We start from the raw sequence: 19,784 nt of genomic DNA, 5'->3' as shown, positions 1-19,784 counted from the left end.
GCTGAGGTTACAGTTCTTTACGCCATCCCTCCAGTATGGCCACAACTACAAGTCAATCGCCACTCTAAACCTGCAAGAGCCACTTCAGCTAGAAATTGCAGGAGCCCCGCACTGTACCCGTAGGGTCGGTGTCGGGAGGAATGCTATAATAATACTGCGGACACCAGAAACGGTTGTTTAAGGCACTGGTAACGGTCGATTGGGGGTGCTGTAAACCACCCCAGAGGCTCGTGGTTGGCTTGCTAACTGCAGGGCTACTAAAAGCCCGCTCCGTACCGCCTAGCGGTTGATGTCGGGTAGTTTACGCTCATCCTGACCGGCTTTCTTGGCAGCGACGCCCAAGGACATCTGCTTTGACATGCTCGATAGGACTCCGTCCCGCTGACGCGAAAGGACCCCGTCTCGCTGCCGCAGTGGATCCCAGGGCTTGGAGCCTTGAGGAGAAAGTGGGGCAACTGTTTCTGGTTTATTTTGAGGGAGCTGAGTTTTCCTCCGCTCTCGAGGAGATGATCCGGGACTACCACGTGGGCGGGCTGATCTTCTATTCGATTGCCGGCAACATTCAAACGTTGCCTCAGGTGGCCCAGCTCATTGCCGCGGCTCAGGCACAAGCCCTTGTCCCCCTGTGGATAGCCATTGATCAAGAGGGGGGGCCGGTGGTGCGCCTTACCGAGGGGGTGACGGTGTTCCCCAGCGCCATGGCAGTGGCAGCAGCGGGATCCCTGGCAAAGGCGGAAGCTATGGCCCGTGCGGTGGGAACGGAGCTGAAAAGTTTGGGGTTTAACCTCAACTTCGCCCCTGTTGTGGACGTGAACAGCAACCCCCACAACCCCATCATCGGCATCCGAGCCTTTGGGTCAGACCCGAAACAGGTGACAGATTACGGCCTCGCCCTGTGGCGCGGCTATCGGCAAGCCGGGATCCTCTGTACGCCCAAACATTTTCCCGGCCATGGGGACACCGATATCGATTCCCACCTGGGGTTGCCGCGGGTGGATCGCCCTCTGGAGGCGCTACAAACCACGGAATTGCGCCCGTTTCAGGCTTTGATCCGGGCAGGGGCAGAGGCGGTGATGACGGCGCATGTGGTGATGCCGGCTCTGGGATCCGTGCGACCGGCAACGCTGGCCCCTGAGGTGGTGTCCGGCTGGCTGCGGCAGAAGCTGGGTTTCAAGGGTCTTGTCCTGACGGATTCCCTGACCATGGGGGCCATTGCCCGCACCTACGGCATTCCCGAAGCGGCAGAACTGGCCTTTAAGGCAGGAGCCGATGTGCTGGTGTTTGGGGCAGATCCCGGCTTTACCCCGGCCATCCAAAAAGAAGCCTATGCCCATCTGCTGCGGGAGTTCCGTGCCGGTCGTTTGTCGGTTGAGCAGTTGGATCGGTCAGTGGAGCGGATTTTGGCCTTGAAGCGGCGCTACAGGCTGGGATCCCCCTGCCCCCCTTTCCCCCCTTCCACCCTGGAAAGCCACCAGGCGCTGGCCCGCCAAATCGCCCAAGACAGCATCACCCTGGTGCGGGGATCCCTGCCCCCCTTAGCCCCCGACCCGCTGCTCATTACCCCTGTGCCTCTTCTGGGGGATCTTTTCCAAAATGTCTGGCCCGGTGCTCAGGTTCTCAAGATCAGCCCAGAGCCTACCCCTGAGGATTTGCAAACAACCCTGCAAGGGGCGTCAAGAGCTGACCAAGTGCTGGTGGGATCCCTTGATCTGTTTCGTTACCCGCTTCAGAAGGAGTTGCTGGCGGACTTACTGGGATCCCTTCCGCCGGAAAAGGTGATTGGGTTGGCCTTGGGATCCCCCTACGACGCCTTTGCCCTGCCCCAGATCCCGGTCTATTTGGCCTGCTACGGCACTACCCCCGTCTCTCTACAGGCGTTGCTGCAGGTGTTGTTGGGACAGATCCCGGCCCAGGGTCGCTTGCCGGTTGGATCCCACTTGGAGGGATCCTGGTCGCGTTAGCGGAGCTCCATAGCAGATCCCCTAGCTGCTGAGGTTGCTGAAATTGCACCGCGTCAGGGTCGGCACCGTTCGCCTCACCAAGCCCGTCAGCACGTTGCCGGGGCCGATTTCCCACACCTCTTGGATGCCGTCGGCGGCCATCTGCAACACGGTTTCTCGCCAGCGGACAGGGGCAGTCATCTGGGCCAGCAGCGCCTGCTTAAGGGCTTGTGGATCCCGGCTGGCGGTGGCAGTGCAGTTGCTGTAGACGGGCACTCGCGGCGGCTGAAAGTCAACAGCGCGCAAGGTGTGGGCAAACTCCTCGGCAGCAGCCTTCATAAAGGGCGAGTGAAAGGCGCCACTTACCTTGAGGGGAACGGTGCGCTTGGCCTGCAACTGCTCACAGACGGCTTGCACCCCCTCCACTGAGCCGCTGATCACCACCTGATCCGGGCTGTTGTCGTTGGCAAGGGTGACATCGGGGATCATCTGGCACAGGTGCTCCAGCTTGTCGCGGTCAAACCCCATCACTGCCGCCATGCTGCCCGGGGGATCCCCTGCAGCTTCCATCAGTTGGCCCCGCAGCGCCACCAGCCGCAGGCCGGTCTCGAAATCAAACACGCCGGCAGCGTAGAGGGCGCTGTATTCGCCCAGACTGTGGCCGGCAGTGCAGGCAGGAGCCTGACCCTGGGCGTAGAGATAGTCCGTCAACAGGGCCGATACGGTGAACAAAGCCGGTTGTGTGTAGCCGGTCTGGTGGATCTGGTCTTCCGACAGAGCTAAGGGATCCCATCCCAACATCTCACGGGCCAAAGCCAACTTCTGGCCTGCTCCCTGCCAGTTCCGCAAGTCCCTTCCCATGCCCACCGCTTGGGATCCCTGGCCGGGATAGATCCAGGCAACGGTCATCAATTCATTTCCCCCAACGAAACACAATCGCCCCCCAGGTAAGGCCGGCGCCAAAGCCCGCCATCACCCCCAGATCGCCGGCGCCAAAGCGTCCCTGCTCGATCCAAGTGGCCAAGGCAATCGGCACCGAAGCGCCCGAGGTGTTGCCGTAATGCTCTAAGACGCTGGCCACCCGCTGCGGATCCAGCTGCAGGCGCTTGGCTACCGCATCGAGAATGCGCTGGTTGGCCTGATGAATAAAATATCCCTGCACCGCCTCCGCCGGGATCCCAGCCCGAAAGAGAGCCTTCTCGATGATCTCCGGCACCGCCTGGACGGCAAACTTGTACACCTCGCGGCCATTCATGGTGATGGGGCAGCAGCGATACTGCCCCACCTGCAGGGATCCCACCAGGGGCTTGGCCTCTGTAGCCATGGACAAGCTGAGTAGCTCGCTGCCACTGCCATCGCTGCGCAGCTCAATGCTGAGGATCCCGCCGGTTTCCCCCGCCTCTAGAACCACCGCCCCGGCCCCATCTCCAAACAAGACACAGGTGGTGCGATCTGCCCAGTCCACCGTACGGGAGAGCACATCCGCCGCCACCACCAAGGCCCGCCGATACAGCCCGGTTTGCAAAAACTGCGCTGCCGTGGCCACTGCAAAGACAAAGCCCGTGCAGGCTGCCGTCAGATCAAAAGCCACCGCCCGCGTTGCTCCCAGAGCTGCCTGCACCTGAGGGGCCGAGCCAAACCGATCGACACCGGTGGAAGTGGCCAGCAGGATCAAATCCAGGTCTTGAGGCAAGATCCCGGCCTGAGCCAAAGCGGCCTTGGCTGCCTGGACCGCCAAATCCACCAAGCTCAGCTCAGGGGGCAGAATGCGCCGCTGACGAATGCCGGTGCGGGGCCAGATCCATTCGTCGGAAGTTTCGACGATCTGGCCGAGATCGTCGTTGCTCAGGCAGGGATCCGGCAGGGCAGCCCCTGCCCCCACCAGCCGCACGGTCGGGAGGCTATGGCTGGGCATCTTCCACGGGTTCGGGACAGCGGGAGGAAGTCCTTTCCAGGGATCCCAACGGCAACACTTCCGGGCCAGAGCCAGAGTAGACCTGAAGGGGCCGGGTGCGCCGCCTGGGGTTGGATTCAGGTTCGCGAGGGTCAACCATTTCCGCCTGCAGCCGCTGTAGGATTTTCTGTTCTGCCGCCTCTTTGGCCAGGCGAATGGCGTGGTAGACCATCGGCGCCTTGGAGCTGCCGTGGGTAATCACGCAGATGCCGTTGACGCCGAGCAGCAAAGCACCGCCATACTCCACGTAGTCCATGCGCCGCTTTACCTGCTTGAGGTTGGGCCGGAGCAGCCAGCAGCCCAACTTGCCGCGCCAGCCGCGGGGCAGCTCCTCCCGCAGCACCTGGGTGATCACCTGGCCAACACTTTCGGCAAACTTGAGGAGGGCATTGCCCACAAAGCCGTCACACACCACCACATCAAACTCCCCGGTCAGCACATCCCGCCCCTCGGCATTGCCGGCGAAATGGATCCCTGGCAACTGGGCCAGACGCTGGTGGGTGGCCAGAGCCAAATCATTGCCCTTGTTGGGCTCCTCGCCGATGTTGAGCAGGCCCACCCGCGGCTTCTCGATCCCCAGCACGCACTGGCAGTAGAGGGATCCCATGCGGGCAAACTGCTCCAAAAAGCGGGGCCGGCAATCCACATTGGCCCCCACATCCAGCAGCAGCACCGGCTTGCCTTTCAAAGTGGGCAAAAGAGCGCCAATGGCCGGGCGATCGATCCCTGCCAGCCGGCCCAAATTCAGGTAGGCCGCAGCCATCGCTGCTCCGGTATTCCCGGCGGCCACCACGGCATCCGCTTGGTTGGAGCGCACCTGTTGCATCGAGATGTTGATGGAGGCTTTGGGCTTTTTGCGCACCATCAGCGGCTCTTCCGCCATGCCCACATCCTCTTCGGCAGGCACAATGGTGATCCCAGCAGGCAAGGGTTGGGGCAGAAAGGGCTTGAGGGAATCTGGACGACCGACTAGTGCAATCCCGACCCGGAGCTGCCGATGGGCCAGCAGGGCGCCCTTGATGATCTCTTCGGGAGCGTAGTCACCCCCCATCGCATCGACCGCAATTCGCACAAGCTGACCTCACACTGGAATATCCTTGGCAACTGCAAGCAAGAAGCGGGGCAAAACGCACTAACCTCTGCAGTCCCCTCGCCCGAGAATTGGGAGCCCCAGTGGCTGCAGGGTGCTAGCGAATTTTACCAGATTTGTTTTCCTCAATTAAGGCCGTAGTTCCCCTTGCGCCGGTTCTCCCCACCCCCCACAGGAAACGTGAACTCCCTCACGCCTGCGCGAGGGTAGCCAGGAGAAAGTGTACCTGTTGGACGTGGTCGCATGCGGTGGAGTTTCTGGCTTGGTGTTGGCTCAGCTCCGTCTCCAACTGCGCCAATTCTCCCGCCAACGCTGCCCACCGATCCCGCTCTGGATAGAGGGTGGCCTGCAGGTGATTGAGGCGACCCCAGGTTTCTGCCATGGCCTGGGCGCGCGCCCGCAGGGATCCCTCCTCTTGCTCCAGGTGTTGCCACTGCTGCTCCAATTCCTGCCGTTGGCGGGCGAGCTGCTCCTGCTGAGAAGGCAAGGACGATTCCAGTTGTTGAATGAGGGTTTGCAGACGACCTTTTTCTTGGAGAAGATCCTGCTTCTGGCTGCCGATCTGTTCCAGGAGCGGCCCAATATCGACCTGAACCGGGGCAGCAGCTTGATTTTGCAGCTGTCTAAGGCGGGCTTCCTGGCGGGTCAACTCTTCATACTCTCGCTGCAGGTTTTTTTCCTGAGGCAGCAGGGCTTCTTCCAAAGCACTGCAGGCAGACTGGGCATAGTCGATATCCATCTCGATGTCAAACCGCTCCTCTGGAGAGGCGCTGGCCAGCCGCTCTTGCAGCTCCCGCAGGGTTTGCCGGTTTTGCTCCAGTTCGGCCCGCTGCTGGCTGACCTGGGCCGCCCGCTGCTCGTAATCTCGGCGCAGTTGGCTGACCAAAGCCGCCAGCTCCTCGACCGAGATCGCCGGCTCCCCAGCCCTGCCGTTGCTGCTGCCATCGACGATAAAGTCGTATTCCTGCACCAGACGAGAGGCTTTCTGGTATAGGCTCTCTTGAGATTGCAGCTGCTGGAGAATCCTCTGCAGGTGCTCTTGATGGGCTCGCAGGGATCCCTGTCGAGTTTGCCACTCTGCTTGGCTTTGCTCCAGGGATTGTCGGGATCCCCACCAAGCGGTGTGGCGTTCTTGCCAAGCGCGGTAGTCTCGATCCAGCTCGTCTTGCCGGGCCTGGGCCTGCTGACGTTCTGCTTCCAGTTGGGCAATCTGTTGATTCAAGTGCTCCTGCTGCTGCTGAATGTGGCTTTTCAAGCTCTGCAGAAGCGCCAAGGGATCCCCAGCCGGATGTAGAGTCTCCTGGAGCTGCTGCACCAAAGCCTGTAGCTGCGCTGCTTCTGCCTCCCCCAAGCGGCTGGAGCGAGCTTCTTGCAACTGGGCTTCCAACTCTTGCCGCTGCCGATTCAGAGCTTCCCGCTGCTCTCCGATCAGGCGCTGTTGTTCAGCTAAGTAAGCTTGCTGGGCTGCCAGTTCCTCTTTGAGGCTGTCCAGGAGTTTGCGATCTTCCTCTACACTCTTGTACTGCTCGTACAGCCGCTGCACCTCTTCTTCTTGGGCTGCCAGATCCATCTCGCGGCGTTTAAGCTCATGCGCCTGAAAGGTGAGGGACTGTTTCCAAACCTCGATCTCCTCTTCCTGGCTGCGGGCTCTGAGCTGAAGTTGGCTGAAGTTTTGCAGATAGGTCACCAGTTGGCGAGCGGCTTCGCTGATGCGGGCGACCTGACGGTTGCCGGAGATTTCCGCCAGCACCAATGACCCATCCTTGAAGCGCCCGGCCTCCTGGGCGATGCGGCCTTCCAAAGTAATGGATTCTTCGTTCACGGCCACCCAGGTATTGTCCTGCTGCTGCTTGGCCAGCAATTGCAGAGACGACTTGGCAAATCCAATCGGCTTGGATAGCTCTGCTAGGTACAGCACGCCTGAACTCCTCTAAAACAGCATGGACAGCACCAGCCTTGACCCCACCGAGCCATTGCCCCTGGCCGGGGAAAAATGGACGGCCGCCAGAACATGGCTCGCCGAGGCGCATAAAGACTACACCACCTTTCTAGACTCAACCATAGGGTAAAAAAAACGCCTTCGCCAGATGAGTTTTGGGGATGTCCGGGGTAGCTATTCAAACCGGTGGCGGAGCACTAAGGTAGTCTAGGGTGTGGTGTAGGGTTCCGCTCAGGGTTTGTATGGAGCTGCAAGGTGAGCCGCTTTCTATTCGTCGGCGTTCTCCTGCCCCGCCGGTGGTCGTAGCCTCTCAGGTGTACCAGACAACAGCGCCGGAAGCCAAACCGCGCCACATTTTGGAAGCGATCGTCTGGCATAAAGAGCAGGAGGTGGAGCGCCAACGGGAGCAGCTTCCCCTCAAGGAATTGCAACGGCAACTGGATCAAGCCCCGCCGGTGCGGGATTTTGTGGCGGCCCTCACCCAGTCGCCTCACCCTATCTCTGTGATTGCCGAGGTCAAAAAAGCCTCTCCCAGCCGCGGCGTTCTCCGGGATCCCTTTGACCCGGTGGCCATTGCCCAGAGCTATGAGGCCGGTGGGGCCAGTTGCCTCTCGGTGCTCACAGATGAGCGGTTCTTTCAGGGCAGCGGCGAGTATCTGCGCCGGATCCGTCAGGCAGTAGGGATCCCCATCCTCTGCAAGGAGTTCATCCTCTACCCCTACCAAATCCTCTGGGCCCGCAGCCTGGGGGCAGATGCGGTGCTCTTGATTGCCGCCATTCTCTCCGATGCGGATTTGGGCTACTTTCTCAAGCTGATTCGGCAATTGGGCATGGCGGCTCTGCTGGAGGTGCACACCTCCCAAGAGTTGCAGCGGGTGTTGCGTTTGCCCCAACTGCAAGACTCCAGGGGGCAGGTGCTCATTGGCATCAACAATCGCGATCTGAGAACCTTTGCGGTGGACTTAAACACAACGCGCAACCTGTTGGCCGCCCACTCGGAGCTCCTTGGCGATCTGCCTGTGGTCAGCGAGTCCGGCATCCATACCCCCGCCGATCTGCAGCAGTTGCGGGCCTGGGGGGTGCGCTCTGTGCTCGTGGGGGAAGCGCTGGTGACCCAGCCGGATCCCGGCCAAGCTGTGCGCCACCTGTTGTCATCTCAGTGAATGAAAACCATTTATCAATGGATCTCTGCGAGAACAATTGATCTCTAAGGATTGCTTGGATCGATGAAACGTATTCCTGTGCCGGCTCATATCCACTACGAATTTCTGCTGCGGGTGTTGGAGCGGCAAACCTTTCCGGCAGTAGAGGAACAGGATTTTGGCAACCGAGGCCGCACGCAAGAGCTGATCAACTCCCTGCGCAAAGCCCTCACCCAACAGGTGCAACTGGAGGAAGAGTGGCGACAGCGGGGCTATCAGGTGGACTACCGCTGGAATATGGACGAGCCTCAGCCTCCCTCTTGACCTTCCAGCCCACTGTAAGGTTTAGCATCCTTTCAGTGGCATTGGGGGGGGTTTCCAAGATGCAGGTTGTTTTGACGGTGCCCAAGCTGGCCTGTGGGGCTTGCGTGGACACCATTGCGCAAGCGGTGCGGCAACTGGATCCCCAGGCCCAGGTGGAAGGGGATCCCAAAACCAAACAGGTGCGGATTACTTCTGAGCGGCCTGTGGGCGATTTGCGGCAGGCCCTCACCCAGGTGGGATATCCCCCGGCCTAGTCAATTTTGGGCCGGGAACGGTCGGGTGTCTGTTTTGAATTTCTGTACAGATGGCTGCCTTCGCCCTGCCCAGGGTGGAGAGTAGCTGTCGTTTCATCAACAAGGTGTTGCCATGTCTGCCCATAAAGGGTCATCGGCTGCACTATCGGCCTCTGCGCCTTCTCCTGAGGGCACTTGGCAGTTGGCCTTACAAGGGATGAGCTGTGCCTCCTGCGCCCGCAGCATCGAACAGGCCCTCGCTCAGGTGCAGGGGGTGTCCCACGGATCAGTGAATTTTGCCAGTGAGCAGGCCACCGTCAAAGGGGATCCCAGGCTGGTGGATCCGCAGGCGCTGATTCGGGCGGTGGAGCGGGCGGGGTATCGGGCGCGCCTTATCCAGGAGGATTGGCAGCTGGACGATCTGTCGGATCCAGAGCGGATCGCCCAACGGGCCGCAGAACGGGAACTGAAGCTCAAGGTGGCGATAGGGGTGGGCATCAGCACGGTGCTGGTGATCGGATCCCTGCCGATGATGCTGGGGATGGACATCCCGGGCTTTCCCATGTGGCTGCACAATCCTGGGTTGCAGTTGCTGCTGACGGCTCCGGTGCAGTTTTGGGTGGGCAAGCATTTTTATCGAGGCGCTTGGGCCGCTTGGCAACGGCGCTCGGCGGATATGAACACGCTGGTGGCCTTAGGGACGAGCGCGGCTTTTTTCTATTCTGTTTTCCCAACGGTTTTCCCCGACTATTTTCACCGGCAAGGACTGCACCCGGATGTCTATTATGAGGTGTCGGCGGTGGTCACCACCCTGATTCTGGTGGGCAAGTGGATGGAGCAACGGGCTAAGGGGCAAACCTCCGAAGCCATTCGCAAGCTGATCGGGCTGCAACCGAAAACGGCAAGGGTAATTCGCCATGGGGTGGAGCAGGATATTCCGATTCGGGAAGTGCAGGTGGGGGATCGGATCCGAGTGCGCCCCGGAGAGAAGGTGCCGGTGGATGGGGTAATCCTAGAGGGATCCTCCACCCTCGACGAGTCCATGGTGACCGGCGAGAGCCTGCCTGTACTCAAGTCGGCGGGGGATGAGGTGATTGGGGCAACGCTGAATCGGACGGGCAGCTTTGTGATGGAGGCGCGGCGGGTGGGCAAAGACACGGTTCTGGCCCAGATCGTGCGCCTGGTGCAGGAAGCCCAGGGATCCAAAGCCCCAATTCAACAGGTGGCGGATCGGGTGACTGCCTGGTTTGTGCCGGCAGTGATCGGGGTGGCAGTTCTAACTTTCGTGCTCTGGTGGGTGTTGGCGGACAACCTGACGCTGGCCTTGGTGAACACGATTGGGGTGCTGATCATCGCCTGCCCTTGTGCGCTGGGGTTGGCAACCCCCACCTCGATCCTGGTGGCCACGGGACGAGGGGCAGAATTGGGGATCCTGGTGAAAAGTGGCGACAGCCTGGAATTGGCCCACCACTTGCGCACGGTGGTCTTGGACAAAACCGGCACCCTGACCGAAGGTCGCCCTACCGTCACCGATATTTGGGCCCACGGCTCCTCTCCCCTGGCGGTGTTGCGCCTGGCAGCGGCGGTGGAGCGGCACTCGGAACATCCTTTGGCCCAGGCGGTAGTGCAGAAAGCCGAAGCCGAAAAAATTGTGATCCCTCCTGCCCAGCATTTTCAGGCAAGGATAGGCAGTGGGGCAGAAGCCTGGGTGGAAGACCAGTGGATCTGCATCGGTCGGCTGAGCTGGCTACAGGAGATGGGGATCCCTTGGGATCCCTCTTGGTCAGAGCGGGTTCAGACCTGGGAAAGCCAGGGCAAAACGGTGATCGGCGTAGCCCAATCCCAGAGCCTGGTGGGGCTGTTGGCCATTGCCGATCCGCTCAAACCCACCTCTCCTGAGGCAGTGCAACAGCTGCAACAGATGGGTCTAGAGGTGATCCTGCTAACCGGGGATAACCCCACCACGGCCCAAGCGGTTGCTCGGCAAGCAGGCATTCAGCGGGTAATTGCCCAAGTCCGTCCGGATCAGAAGGCAGCTTACATACGCAGCCTAAGACAACCGCGACGGCGGGTGGCGATGGTGGGAGATGGCATTAACGATGCTCCGGCTCTGGCAGAAGCGGATGTGGGGATCGCCATCGGTACGGGTACGGATGTGGCGATGGCCGCCAGCGATATTACCCTCATGTCGGGAGATCTGCGCGGAGTCGCCACAGCCATTCAACTCAGCCGGGCCACCCTCAACAACATCCGCCAGAACCTCTTCTTCGCCTTTATCTACAATACGCTGGGGATCCCGATTGCCGCTGGGGCGCTCTATCCCTTTACAGGCTGGTTGCTCAACCCTATGCTGGCGGGGGCAGCCATGGCCCTGAGTTCCGTTTCGGTGGTCGCCAATGCCCTGCGCCTGCGACACTTTCAGCCCCCCAGACCAGCGGGCCGGCGTTAGGCCCTCTCCCAGGGGCAAGGGGGATTAGCGCGGCAACAGTTTTGCTGCCCTTTGAGCATGAGTCTGCCGTACCGCTCATGCCTCAGGGCTATCTTCTGGCAGACAAGGACATCCCCCCCAGGGGGCTTGGTGAACGACAAGCGGCAAGCTAACCTAAAAGGCTCAGGCAGACTGGGGAAAGCGCGGTGCAAGTCCGCCACTGTGACGCAACTGTGATGGGATCCCTCCCTCAGCCAGAACACCCACCTGCCGTTGTCCTGTACCCCTTGCGATTCACAAGGAACGGAGTTTTTTGTGTTGAATACCCTCAGTGTTTCCCCTCCGCTTGCGGTTGTGCAGTCTCCTGTTGTCCCCCTGCCCCTGTTGCTCATCGGCCACGGATCCCGCGACCCCCAAGGGCAGCAAGCCTTTCTGGAGCTAGCCCAGGCTTACCAAGCTCTCACCCCCCATCGACCGGTGATCCCCTGCTTTCTGGAGCTGACCCAGCCAACCATTGCCCAGGGGGTAGAGCAGTGCTTGGCCCAAGGGTGGCAAGAGATTGTGGTCCTGCCGCTGTTGCTGTTTGGGGCCCGCCACAACAAGTTCGATGTGACGATGGAATTGGATCTCCTGCAGACCCTCTATCCCCAGTTGCGCATTCATTACGGTGGGCCGTTGGGGATCCGCATCGAGATCCTGCAACTGCTGCGAGACCGATTGGCCGCTTTGATGGCCGCCCAACCGCAGCGGATCCCAGAAGCAGAAACCGTGCTCCTGTTTGTGGGTCGCGGCTCCAGCGATCCCGAGGCCAATGCCGAAGCCTGTAAACTGGCCCGGTTGCTTTGGGAAGGATCTGGGTTTGCCGCTGTGGAAACTTGCTTTATCGGCATTACCCATCCCCGCCTGCCCGTGGGATTGGAGCGGGCCTTGTCCTGGCATCCGCGCCGGGTGATCGTGCTGCCCTACTTCCTGTTTACCGGAGTGCTGGTGAAAAAAATTGAGGCGGCAGTGGAACAACAACGACAACGACAGCCGGAAATCGACTGGCTGATGCTGCCGGAATTGGGCCTTGTGGACACGGTGCTGCACAGCCTGCAGCAACTGGAGCAGGAAGCCCTGCAGGGCCAAACCCCGATGAACTGCCACCTGTGCAAGTTTCGCCTGGCCGTGAGCGCAGAGGTCAGAGCTGGATCCAGCCATCACCACCCTCACGAGCCTCATGACCACCATCACGGGCATGGATCCCATCACCACCCTCATTCTCACCATCACCCTCAGCACGGCCACACCCACGCAGCGGCTGGGGATCCCTGGGCCCAATTAGAGGGCTACCACCAACGGGCATGGCAGGTGCCCTAAGAGGGAAACAGAGGCTGCTGGCGGGATAAACTGAGTGCAGACAGGCAATTTTTGAACCTGGTTTTCCCGCTCTAGCGGTTGTGATGACGAAAAAACGATGATGCTCTCCCGCTCCTCTTGGGTTTCAGGTGCCGCTGCCGTGGGGAGCGGGATCTTTGTTTTCGCCCTGGTGGTGGGGCTGCTGGATCAGATCCTGCCCACCCTGCCCAAGGTTTCCCTCTCCCTGGCCGGGATCCCTGGGATCCTGGCTGCCGCTGGGGCCTCCTATGGGGCCTGGCGGGTGGTTCAGATGGGTCTGCAATCGGCTTCCTGGAGCGACTTTCGAGAATCGCTGGTGGCGACCCTATCTCCCTTTGATCCTGCCGACCACGGCGGCGAGCCACGACAACCTAAGGGGGATCCTCGCCCTTGGCAGGTGGCTCAGGAGATCCGGCAAACCCAGCTCCGCCATCAAAAGATCCTTGACCGCATCAAGCAGCGGGTGAAAGCCGAAATCCAGACCTGTGAACGCGCCCAAGCCCAACTGCGCAGCGAGCAGCAACGGTCTCGAGTCCTGCAGGCCCAAGCCCAACAGTTACAACAGCATCTGCAAAACCTACAAACATCTTCCCCTTCTCCAAGCTCCGAGTCGACCAAACCCACGCCAGAGCAAGCGCTGCGCCAAAAGCTCCGCCAACTTCAATCCCAGGTCACCACCCTGAAAATAGAATTGGAACGCCAAAGGACCCAACTGCAACACGCAGAAGCAGAGCGGGCTCAACTCCAGCAGCAGCAGCAAAAACTCAAGCGCATCCTGCAGCGCAAAAAATTGGAAAATCGAGAGTTGCGCTCCCAACAGGCAGAATGGGCCCGGCAACTGGAGCAAACTCAACAGGAGCTGCAAACTTTGCGAGAGTCCTACCGCGCCTTGCAAGTTCTCCAGGAAATAGGCTTCACCCTAACCCAAAACCCATCTCACGAAAGGGCGGAAACGGAGTCCTCTGGATCCTCCGACTAGCCGACCCGCTTTAGAACAAATACACTCCCCTCGCTGCCCCGACCCAGCCGCAAGTCTTCATCTAAATAGGTGATATCCAGCCAACCCGTTGGCTCGCGGCGGCGAATATCGATTTGAATAGCCGGGATCCGCTCCGGAGCCTGCTCGAGCAAATCGAGAAAACTCTCGATCTCGTAGCTCATCAAAGCTTGGGATCCGAACACCAATCGCTCGAAAATCACCCTCACCCGACGCTCCGATTCGGGGTAAAAGCGTGCCGATACCGCCAAGATTCCCCGTGGCACCCAAGCCCCCAGCCAGCCGGATCCCTGGATCTCCGCCACGTTGAAGACCCGTCCAGCCTTGGCCCGAATACACTGGTAGATCTCGCCGGTGGTCAAAAAAGGCAACTGTGCCAGCCGCAGCAGAGCTGTGCTCGTGGTAAATAGGGTGAGCCAGTTCCCCTCCAACCCTTCAGGAGCCGATGTTGGCTTGGGGGTGGGGTTGAGCGCTTCTAGGACGGCAATTTGAGACAAAATCTGGGCTTTTTGGTCAGGGGAAACTTTCCGGCCCCGGTCGGTCGCCTCCAGTAGGTGCAGCAGAGCCGATTTTTGCTGAGCCAGGGCCTCAGACATGGGCACACTCCGAAGGCACTGACCCTATTTTAGAGAACGCGGGATCCCTCTGCCCTTAACCGTCTTCTCCCACCAGTTTCAGGTTCAGATCTGCCACCTGCTCATACCCCAGCCCGGCCCGCACCACCAGCGGCTCGGATCCCGTCAAGTCAATTACCGTAGAGACCTTGGCCCGACGGGGGGCATCGTCATCCAGCACCAGATCCACCTGTTTTTCCAACTGCCGCATCTCTTCAGCCGCAAAGATCCCACCCTCATCCCAGGGGTCGCTCTCCCACTCCCAGGCTTGCCCAGAACTTAAGTCCAGGGATCCGACGGGATCCCCCCCCAGCTTGGCAGAGGTGGAGACAATTGGATTGCCCAACTCTTCCAGCAAAGCCTGACAAATGGCCGAGTCGGGCACGCGGATGCCGGTGGTTTTCCGTTTGGGCTCCATCACCAACTTGGGCACCAGCTTGGTGGCCGGCAACAGAAACGTAAACGGGCCCGGGATCAGCCGCCGCATCAGCCGATAGGCCGAATCGGTTACCTGGGCATAGTGGGCAATGCGTGAGAGAGAAGGGCACAAAAAGGTAAGAGGCTTGTCGTTGGAGAGCTGCTTGATACGGCGTACCCGCTCCACTGCTTGTTTGTGGGTCGCGTCGCAGCCAATGGCGTAAACCGTATCGGTGGGGTAAAGCATCACCGCCCCCTCCCGCAAAGCCGCCGCAATCCGCCGGATGGAACGGGCCTGGGGCTGTTGCGGATGCAGCTTAAAGTACTCGGCCATCGGGCAGATGGGAAGAGGTCAAGACTGGGAGCAGCTACCCCCCAGGGGGTTTTCCACAAGAGGGCGGGGGGTCGGTGGCACCGACGCGGGCGGGGATCCCTGAGATTCGGGCCAGTCCTTCAGTTGTTGCATCAGGGCTTGGATGTGCAGACGGGGCAGATAGGGCCAGTCGCCGGCTTCTTCCAAATCTTGAAGCACCCGATACAGAGCTTGACGGGTGTTGGGCAAAGACTCCCGAAAGGCACCTTCCAGGATCGCGCGGTGCAACTCCTCCAGCAGCCGCAGGAGCATCAGCAGCTCCACACACGCTCCCGCCCTCGCCTGGGCCGCCTGTTCAACGGCCAACATGATCTGACGCAAATCCGGTGGCAGATCCTCCGCCGAGATATACATAGCCACTCGTCTCTGGGTTCTGGGAAGGCAGGGGCTTTCCTATTCTAAGATTCTTCTGCCCTAGGACTGGATGGATTTTGCCCCCACAAGATCCAACCGCGCAGGCTGTTGGGATCCCCGACCCAGGCACTGCCACACCCGCTGCAAGAGGGCATCCAGCCCCTGCTTGGCAATCGCAGAAATGGTCACCACCGAAGTGCCGGCAGCAGCAGACAGCCTCTGGGCGCGCTCGGCAACCTGCTGGGGATCCAGAACATCGATCTTGTTCAAAACCAGGATTTGTGGCTTATCGATTAACCCGTGGCCGTAGGCGCGCAGCTCCTGCTGAATGATCTGGTAATCCTTGACGGGATCCGCCGCCGTGCCATCCACCAAATGAATCAGTACCCTGGTGCGCTCCACATGGCGCAAAAACTCGTGGCCCAGCCCCACCCCCAAGTGCGCCCCCTCGATCAGCCCCGGGATATCGGCAAACACCACCCCATCTCCCGATGGATGGGGCACCACTCCCAAATTGGGCTGCAGCGTGGTGAAGGGGTAGTCGGCAATCTTGGGCCGGGCAGAGGAGACCACCGAAATCAGAGTGGACTTGCCCGCATTGGGCAGGCCGACAATGCCCACCTCGGCAATCAACTTCAGCTCCAGGCGCAGGCGCACCCGTTCTCCCGCTTCGCCCTTGGTGAATTGGCGGGGGGCGCGATTGTGGTTGCTCAAAAAATGGGCATTGCCTAAGCCGCCTTTGCCCCCACGGGCTACCAGCAATTGATCCCCCTTGCCCACCAGATCGCCCAACAATTCCCCCGTCTCCGCATTGAACACCACAGTACCGCAGGGCACCCGCACCAGCCGATCCGCACCACTGGCCCCGCTGCGATGGTTGGGCCCCCCTTTGGCCCCGTGTTCCGCCTTGATCACCGGTTGAAAGCGAAAATCCAACAGAGTTTGCAGGCCGGGATCGGCCACCAAGATCACCGAGCCGCCCCGCCCGCCATTGCCGCCGGATGGCCCCCCAGCCGGCACATACTTCTCACGGCGGAAGGCAACGATGCCATCCCCGCCATTTCCCCCTTGCACTTCAATTTCGGCTTGGTCGATAAAGTGCAATTGCTCTTCCTCCGAATCTTCTATCTTTCAGCTTGGCAAGATGCCGGGAAACTTGCCACAAAAGACGCTCCTCTAAGCTACGATGGTATTTCCCAGCCACATCCTCCCCAGGTGGGAAAGTGGAAGTGGGATCCTGCCAAACTCGATTGGCCTTCTACCCTTTATCCCGCGCAACTGATCTGTTACTGCACCCCTATGAGTCGATTCACTGCTGCCGATGTAGGTTTTACCACTGAAGACTTTGCCGCCCTTCTGGATAAGTACGACTATCACTTCAGCCCTGGCGAAATTGTGGCGGGTACAGTATTCTCGGTGGAGCCACGCGGTGCTTTGATCGATATTGGGGCCAAAACGGCTGCCTTTCTGCCGCTCCAGGAGATGTCGATTAGCCGCCTGGAAGACCCGCACGAGATGCTGCAGCCGGGAGAAACCCGCGAGTTTTTTATCCTCACCGAAGAAAACGAAGAGGGACAGCTGACCCTCTCCATCCGCCGCATCGAGTACATGCGGGCCTGGGAACGGGTACGGCAGCTCCAGAAAGAAGATGCCACCGTTCGCTCAACCATTTTTGCTACCAACCGAGGTGGAGCCCTGGTGCGGATTGAGGGGCTGCGGGGCTTTATCCCCGGATCCCACATCAGCAGCCGCAAGCCAAAAGAAGAGCTGGTGGGCGAAGAGCTGCCCCTGAAGTTTCTGGAGGTGGACGAAGACCGCAACCGCCTGGTGTTGAGCCATCGCCGCGCCTTGGTGGAGCGGAAGATGAACAAGCTGGAAGTGGGCGAGGTGGTGGTTGGCACGGTGCGGGGCATCAAGCCCTATGGTGCCTTCATCGATATTGGCGGCGTCTCCGGCCTGCTGCACATTTCCGAGATCTCCCACGATCATGTTGACACGCCCCACAGCGTCTTCAACGTCAACGACGAAGTGAAGGTGATGATCATCGATCTAGATGCGGAGCGGGGGCGGATCTCGCTGTCCACCAAGCAACTGGAGCCCAATCCCGGCGACATGATTCGGGATCCCAAGCTGGTTTACGAGAAGGCTGAGGAAATGGCAGCCAAGTACCGTGAGCAACTGCTGGCCGCTAAGCAAGGACAAGCGGCAGAGGCCCCACCGGAAGTGGTGGAAGAGGAGCTGGAATACGCGGCGACGGCTGTGGAATGATCACAAACTTTGCGTATTTCTGCCTGCTACAAGGCTTAGCTAGGCCGCCGAGAAGCCCGGCCCTCTCTCGCTTTAGCGGCGCGGAGCGCTTTGCATCAGCATGAGTGCGGGAGTATGTCACGGCATGAGCCTTTGGTTCCATCAGTGTGAGTGGGGAGCTGAGGAGCGATCCATAAGCCCGTGGGGGCGGGGGCAGTCCAAATGTCCGAAGAGACGGGTACTGCTGCTGTGGCGAGGTAGGCTAAAACAGGAAGTGCGGCTGGCGTTCACGTAGTGTTGCCAACCTGCGCCAGTAACAGGAGTCCCCCACTTCTGAGCTTGAGGATCCTGTCAAAGACTGTAGATCTGCCCATCCATGAGCAGATGGGTGATGCCTTTCTTTTGCAGTTGGGTGCGCACAATCTCCAGAATGTAGCCGGGAAACTGGATTACCCGGTAGGGTGGGTAGGTGTTGCTGCCCCGACGGCTCATTTCGGAAAAGCGGCGGGCCACCTTGTGGCTGTCGAAAATCGGCAGCGTATTGGCGTTATCCATCCCTTCGATGGGCAGGGATCCCGAGCCAAAGAATTCTTTGAGAGGGCGGGTGGTCAGTTCTTGGTAGCGGTCAACAACGACATAGCAGGTTTCCGGTAGGGTGAGCTCTTCCAGGGGTAATACCTGAATTTGATAGCCGGGATCGGTGAGGGGATCCTCTTCTGGCCCATCTTCATCTTCTAGGAGATAGTCAGGGTCGTCCTCATCCTCGTCTTCGAGGTCACGGTCTTCTTCGGTCTCTTCCTCATCCTCTTCCCCGACATCCTCCACATCTTCCTGAAGCTCAGCCGCCAACGGCAGTTCTTCTGGGGGCAGTTTTGGCAGAGACTCTGTTCCAGCGGTGTTATCCTCGCCTTCGTCGTTTGCGTTCGGCTCTGCGGGGGGCTCCGGCAAGGGAGATGGAGAAGGCAGCTCCGGCTCCAGCGGCAAAATCTGCTGCTCTGGGGCTGGGATCCCGCCAACAACAGCTTTTTCCCCCATGTCTTTGCGGCGGGCAGCCGAGCGTTTGAGATGGATCAACCGCTGATACTCATCGGCAGCGATATTTTCCTTCAACACGCGGGTGATGGTGGTGATGCTCACCTGAAATTGCTCCGCCAATTCGACGGCGGTCGCTGCCGAGCCGCGGTAGGCGCTAACAATTTGCTGTTGTTCTTGCTCTGAAAGTTTGCTGCGAGCCATCCCAGATCACCCAATCCAAAAACCGAAAAAACTGAAGAGGATCCTTAGCCAGCGGCGGTTGCCCCGCACACCCGGCTGAGGCCGGCAGCCAGCTGTTCCGGCTCCAGCCCTTTGCCAATCAACACAATTTTGGACAAGCGGGGCTCATCGGGATCCCAGTCCCGTTCCAGAAAAAGGGTTTGCCGCTGGCCCACTTGATGGAAGATAACCCGCTGCGGCTCATCCAGAACCGACAGCACCCCCTTGGCGCGAAAAAGGGTCTCGGGCATGTCTTGTAGCCAATCGCGAAAAGCCGCCAAATCCAGCGGCTGCTGCAGTTGAAAGCTCACCGATTGGATCCCGTCTTCCTCGAGGTGATGGCTATGGTGGGCCTCAGTCTCTGCATTGGGGAGCCTGGGATCCCACAATTCCGGACGAAAGGCATGCACATCCAAGATGCGGGCCAAGGGCACCTGGGCATGGGTGGTGAGCAGGCAAGGGGCAGCGGGGTTGTAGCGGCGCAGATCCAGAAGGATCCGCTCTCGTTCGGCTTCGTAGATCAAATCCACCTTATTGAGCAACAAAATGTCAGCGCTGCCGATCTGGTGGGCGGCGGTTTGCGAGCGCTGGAAATTGCGCCAGTATTCGGCACCGTCAACCAAGGTCACCACGCCATCCAGGCGCAACTCCTCATGAAAGACCCTCTGCACAAATAGCTCGGTCACCTGCCTGGGATCCGCCACCCCACTGGTTTCCACCACCAGATAGTCCAACGCCTGGGCATGCTGGAGCAGCTGGCGGGCCGCCCGTTCAAAATCCTCTCGCACCGTGCAGCAGAGGCAACCATTGTTGAGCTGCATCAGCCCCCCCTCGGGCATGTTGACCAACTCGCCATCGATGGAAATCTCGCCAAACTCGTTGAGGATAACCCCAATGCGCAACCCATGCTCCTCTTCCAAGATGCGCTTGAGCAGCGTGGTTTTGCCACTGCCCAAAAAACCTGTCAAAATCGTCACCGGAAGCTGAGCTTTCATATCAGGTGAGGGTAAACTACCCGACCCTGACTGCTTCGCAGTACAGGGCGGGCTTTCGGCAGCCCTGCAGTTGGCAAGCCAACCACGAACCTCTAGGCTGGTTTAC

The 19,784-nt window shown here is 59.9% G+C and carries 18 protein-coding genes and 1 riboswitch; of the genes, 8 read left to right on the top strand and 10 right to left on the bottom strand.

Translation table 11 applies throughout. The features are described from left to right. The first annotated feature begins 446 nt into the window (after nt 1-446). Nucleotides 447-1,961: a glycoside hydrolase family 3 protein gene (locus tag ACVWZF_RS10425; RefSeq protein ID WP_457411400.1), complete on the top strand. Its 1,515-nt coding sequence runs from the start codon at nt 447-449 to the stop codon at nt 1,959-1,961. A 21-nt stretch (nt 1,962-1,982) separates the two neighbouring features. Here ACVWZF_RS10425 and fabD read toward each other — a convergent pair whose 3' ends face one another. The 4 genes from fabD to hmpF all read right to left on the bottom strand — a co-directional run bounded on the left by fabD (nt 1,983) and on the right by hmpF (nt 6,902). Next, nucleotides 1,983-2,849 carry an ACP S-malonyltransferase gene (fabD, locus tag ACVWZF_RS10420; protein ID WP_457411398.1) on the bottom strand — a complete coding sequence of 289 codons (867 nt, stop codon included), beginning with the start codon at nt 2,847-2,849 and terminating at the stop codon, nt 1,983-1,985. A gap of 4 nt (nt 2,850-2,853) precedes the next feature. Continuing rightward, nucleotides 2,854-3,855, bottom strand: a complete 1,002-nt coding sequence (locus ACVWZF_RS10415; RefSeq protein WP_011433908.1) for a beta-ketoacyl-ACP synthase III — start codon at nt 3,853-3,855, stop codon at nt 2,854-2,856. Then, a complete protein-coding gene (gene plsX, locus ACVWZF_RS10410) occupies nt 3,842-4,966 on the bottom strand; it encodes a phosphate acyltransferase PlsX (RefSeq protein ID WP_011433909.1) in 1,125 nt (374 codons plus the stop codon). Before plsX ends, ACVWZF_RS10415 begins: the two co-directional genes overlap by 14 nt. A gap of 208 nt (nt 4,967-5,174) precedes the next feature. Continuing rightward, nucleotides 5,175-6,902, bottom strand: a complete 1,728-nt coding sequence (gene hmpF, locus ACVWZF_RS10405; protein ID WP_457411397.1) for a pilus motility taxis protein HmpF — start codon at nt 6,900-6,902, stop codon at nt 5,175-5,177. Nucleotides 6,903-7,165: 263 nt separating this feature from the next. On the opposite strand from hmpF, the gene trpC reads away from it, so the two are divergent. The 6 genes from trpC (at nt 7,166) to ACVWZF_RS10375 (ending at nt 13,406) form a co-directional block, all read left to right on the top strand. Then, nucleotides 7,166-8,086 carry an indole-3-glycerol phosphate synthase TrpC gene (gene trpC, locus ACVWZF_RS10400; RefSeq protein ID WP_011433911.1) on the top strand — a complete coding sequence of 307 codons (921 nt, stop codon included), beginning with the start codon at nt 7,166-7,168 and terminating at the stop codon, nt 8,084-8,086. A gap of 63 nt (nt 8,087-8,149) precedes the next feature. After that, nucleotides 8,150-8,389 (top strand): DUF5340 domain-containing protein, encoded by a 240-nt coding sequence (locus ACVWZF_RS10395; protein ID WP_041436722.1) that lies wholly within the window; start codon nt 8,150-8,152, stop codon nt 8,387-8,389. Between the two features lie 59 nt (nt 8,390-8,448). After that, nucleotides 8,449-8,643 carry a heavy-metal-associated domain-containing protein gene (locus ACVWZF_RS10390; RefSeq protein ID WP_011433913.1) on the top strand — a complete coding sequence of 65 codons (195 nt, stop codon included), beginning with the start codon at nt 8,449-8,451 and terminating at the stop codon, nt 8,641-8,643. 112 nt (nt 8,644-8,755) lie between these two features. Continuing rightward, complete coding sequence (locus ACVWZF_RS10385) at nt 8,756-11,071, top strand: heavy metal translocating P-type ATPase (protein ID WP_011433914.1); 2,316 nt, start codon at nt 8,756-8,758, stop codon at nt 11,069-11,071. Nucleotides 11,072-11,199: 128 nt separating this feature from the next. Next, nucleotides 11,200-11,335: riboswitch (cobalamin riboswitch) on the top strand. Nucleotides 11,336-11,365: 30 nt separating this feature from the next. Beyond that, entirely contained in the window at nt 11,366-12,409 is a 1,044-nt protein-coding gene (locus ACVWZF_RS10380) for a sirohydrochlorin chelatase (RefSeq protein WP_457411395.1), read from the top strand. A 97-nt stretch (nt 12,410-12,506) separates the two neighbouring features. Then, nucleotides 12,507-13,406, top strand: coding sequence for an SPFH domain-containing protein (locus ACVWZF_RS10375; protein WP_238376777.1), 900 nt, complete (start codon nt 12,507-12,509; stop codon nt 13,404-13,406). On the opposite strand, the gene ACVWZF_RS10370 is transcribed toward ACVWZF_RS10375, so the two are convergent. The 4 genes from ACVWZF_RS10370 to obgE are packed head-to-tail and all read right to left on the bottom strand — an operon-like array spanning nt 13,403 to nt 16,286. Beyond that, nucleotides 13,403-14,020 (bottom strand): PAP/fibrillin family protein, encoded by a 618-nt coding sequence (locus ACVWZF_RS10370; RefSeq protein ID WP_011433917.1) that lies wholly within the window; start codon nt 14,018-14,020, stop codon nt 13,403-13,405. The genes ACVWZF_RS10375 and ACVWZF_RS10370 overlap by 4 nt on opposite strands. A gap of 55 nt (nt 14,021-14,075) precedes the next feature. Beyond that, complete coding sequence (locus ACVWZF_RS10365; RefSeq protein WP_011433918.1) at nt 14,076-14,789, bottom strand: L-threonylcarbamoyladenylate synthase; 714 nt, start codon at nt 14,787-14,789, stop codon at nt 14,076-14,078. 18 nt (nt 14,790-14,807) lie between these two features. Then, nucleotides 14,808-15,182: a hypothetical protein gene (locus tag ACVWZF_RS10360; RefSeq protein ID WP_238376778.1), complete on the bottom strand. Its 375-nt coding sequence runs from the start codon at nt 15,180-15,182 to the stop codon at nt 14,808-14,810. Nucleotides 15,183-15,242: 60 nt separating this feature from the next. Then, nucleotides 15,243-16,286: a GTPase ObgE gene (obgE, locus tag ACVWZF_RS10355; protein WP_457395673.1), complete on the bottom strand. Its 1,044-nt coding sequence runs from the start codon at nt 16,284-16,286 to the stop codon at nt 15,243-15,245. Nucleotides 16,287-16,481: 195 nt separating this feature from the next. Here obgE and ACVWZF_RS10350 point away from each other — a divergent pair, with 195 nt between their 5' ends. Continuing rightward, nucleotides 16,482-17,450 (top strand): 30S ribosomal protein S1, encoded by a 969-nt coding sequence (locus ACVWZF_RS10350; RefSeq protein ID WP_457406009.1) that lies wholly within the window; start codon nt 16,482-16,484, stop codon nt 17,448-17,450. Nucleotides 17,451-17,780: 330 nt separating this feature from the next. Here ACVWZF_RS10350 and ACVWZF_RS10345 read toward each other — a convergent pair whose 3' ends face one another. Together ACVWZF_RS10345 and ACVWZF_RS10340 are read right to left on the bottom strand one after the other, a co-directional pair. Continuing rightward, on the bottom strand, nt 17,781-18,665 hold the full coding sequence (locus ACVWZF_RS10345; protein ID WP_457395664.1) for a hypothetical protein: 885 nt from the start codon (nt 18,663-18,665) through the stop codon (nt 17,781-17,783). 44 nt (nt 18,666-18,709) lie between these two features. Then, the gene (locus ACVWZF_RS10340; protein ID WP_457395667.1) at nt 18,710-19,678 is read right to left on the bottom strand and encodes a CobW family GTP-binding protein; all 969 of its coding nucleotides are present in this window, start codon (nt 19,676-19,678) and stop codon (nt 18,710-18,712) included. Nucleotides 19,679-19,784: the final 106 nt, after the last annotated feature.

This window comes from Thermostichus sp. OS-CIW-30, from assembly GCF_054060215.1.
This window is presented reverse-complemented; position numbering and strand designations above follow the sequence as displayed.

What these genes read in the sequence shown, in the direction of transcription:
- ACVWZF_RS10360 (WP_238376778.1), bottom strand. Translation starts at nt 15,182, where the DNA reads ATGTATATCTCGGCGGAGGATCTGCCACCGGATTTGCGTCAGATCATG.
- ACVWZF_RS10415 (WP_011433908.1), bottom strand. Translation starts at nt 3,855, where the DNA reads ATGCCCAGCCATAGCCTCCCGACCGTGCGGCTGGTGGGGGCAGGGGCT.
- ACVWZF_RS10390 (WP_011433913.1), top strand. Translation starts at nt 8,449, where the DNA reads ATGCAGGTTGTTTTGACGGTGCCCAAGCTGGCCTGTGGGGCTTGCGTG.
- ACVWZF_RS10395 (WP_041436722.1), top strand. Translation starts at nt 8,150, where the DNA reads ATGAAACGTATTCCTGTGCCGGCTCATATCCACTACGAATTTCTGCTG.
- ACVWZF_RS10365 (WP_011433918.1), bottom strand. Translation starts at nt 14,789, where the DNA reads ATGGCCGAGTACTTTAAGCTGCATCCGCAACAGCCCCAGGCCCGTTCC.
- ACVWZF_RS10385 (WP_011433914.1), top strand. Translation starts at nt 8,756, where the DNA reads ATGTCTGCCCATAAAGGGTCATCGGCTGCACTATCGGCCTCTGCGCCT.
- ACVWZF_RS10375 (WP_238376777.1), top strand. Translation starts at nt 12,507, where the DNA reads ATGATGCTCTCCCGCTCCTCTTGGGTTTCAGGTGCCGCTGCCGTGGGG.
- ACVWZF_RS10370 (WP_011433917.1), bottom strand. Translation starts at nt 14,020, where the DNA reads ATGTCTGAGGCCCTGGCTCAGCAAAAATCGGCTCTGCTGCACCTACTG.
- ACVWZF_RS10345 (WP_457395664.1), bottom strand. Translation starts at nt 18,665, where the DNA reads ATGGCTCGCAGCAAACTTTCAGAGCAAGAACAACAGCAAATTGTTAGC.
- trpC (WP_011433911.1), top strand. Translation starts at nt 7,166, where the DNA reads ATGGAGCTGCAAGGTGAGCCGCTTTCTATTCGTCGGCGTTCTCCTGCC.
- fabD (WP_457411398.1), bottom strand. Translation starts at nt 2,849, where the DNA reads ATGACCGTTGCCTGGATCTATCCCGGCCAGGGATCCCAAGCGGTGGGC.
- ACVWZF_RS10340 (WP_457395667.1), bottom strand. Translation starts at nt 19,678, where the DNA reads ATGAAAGCTCAGCTTCCGGTGACGATTTTGACAGGTTTTTTGGGCAGT.
- ACVWZF_RS10350 (WP_457406009.1), top strand. Translation starts at nt 16,482, where the DNA reads ATGAGTCGATTCACTGCTGCCGATGTAGGTTTTACCACTGAAGACTTT.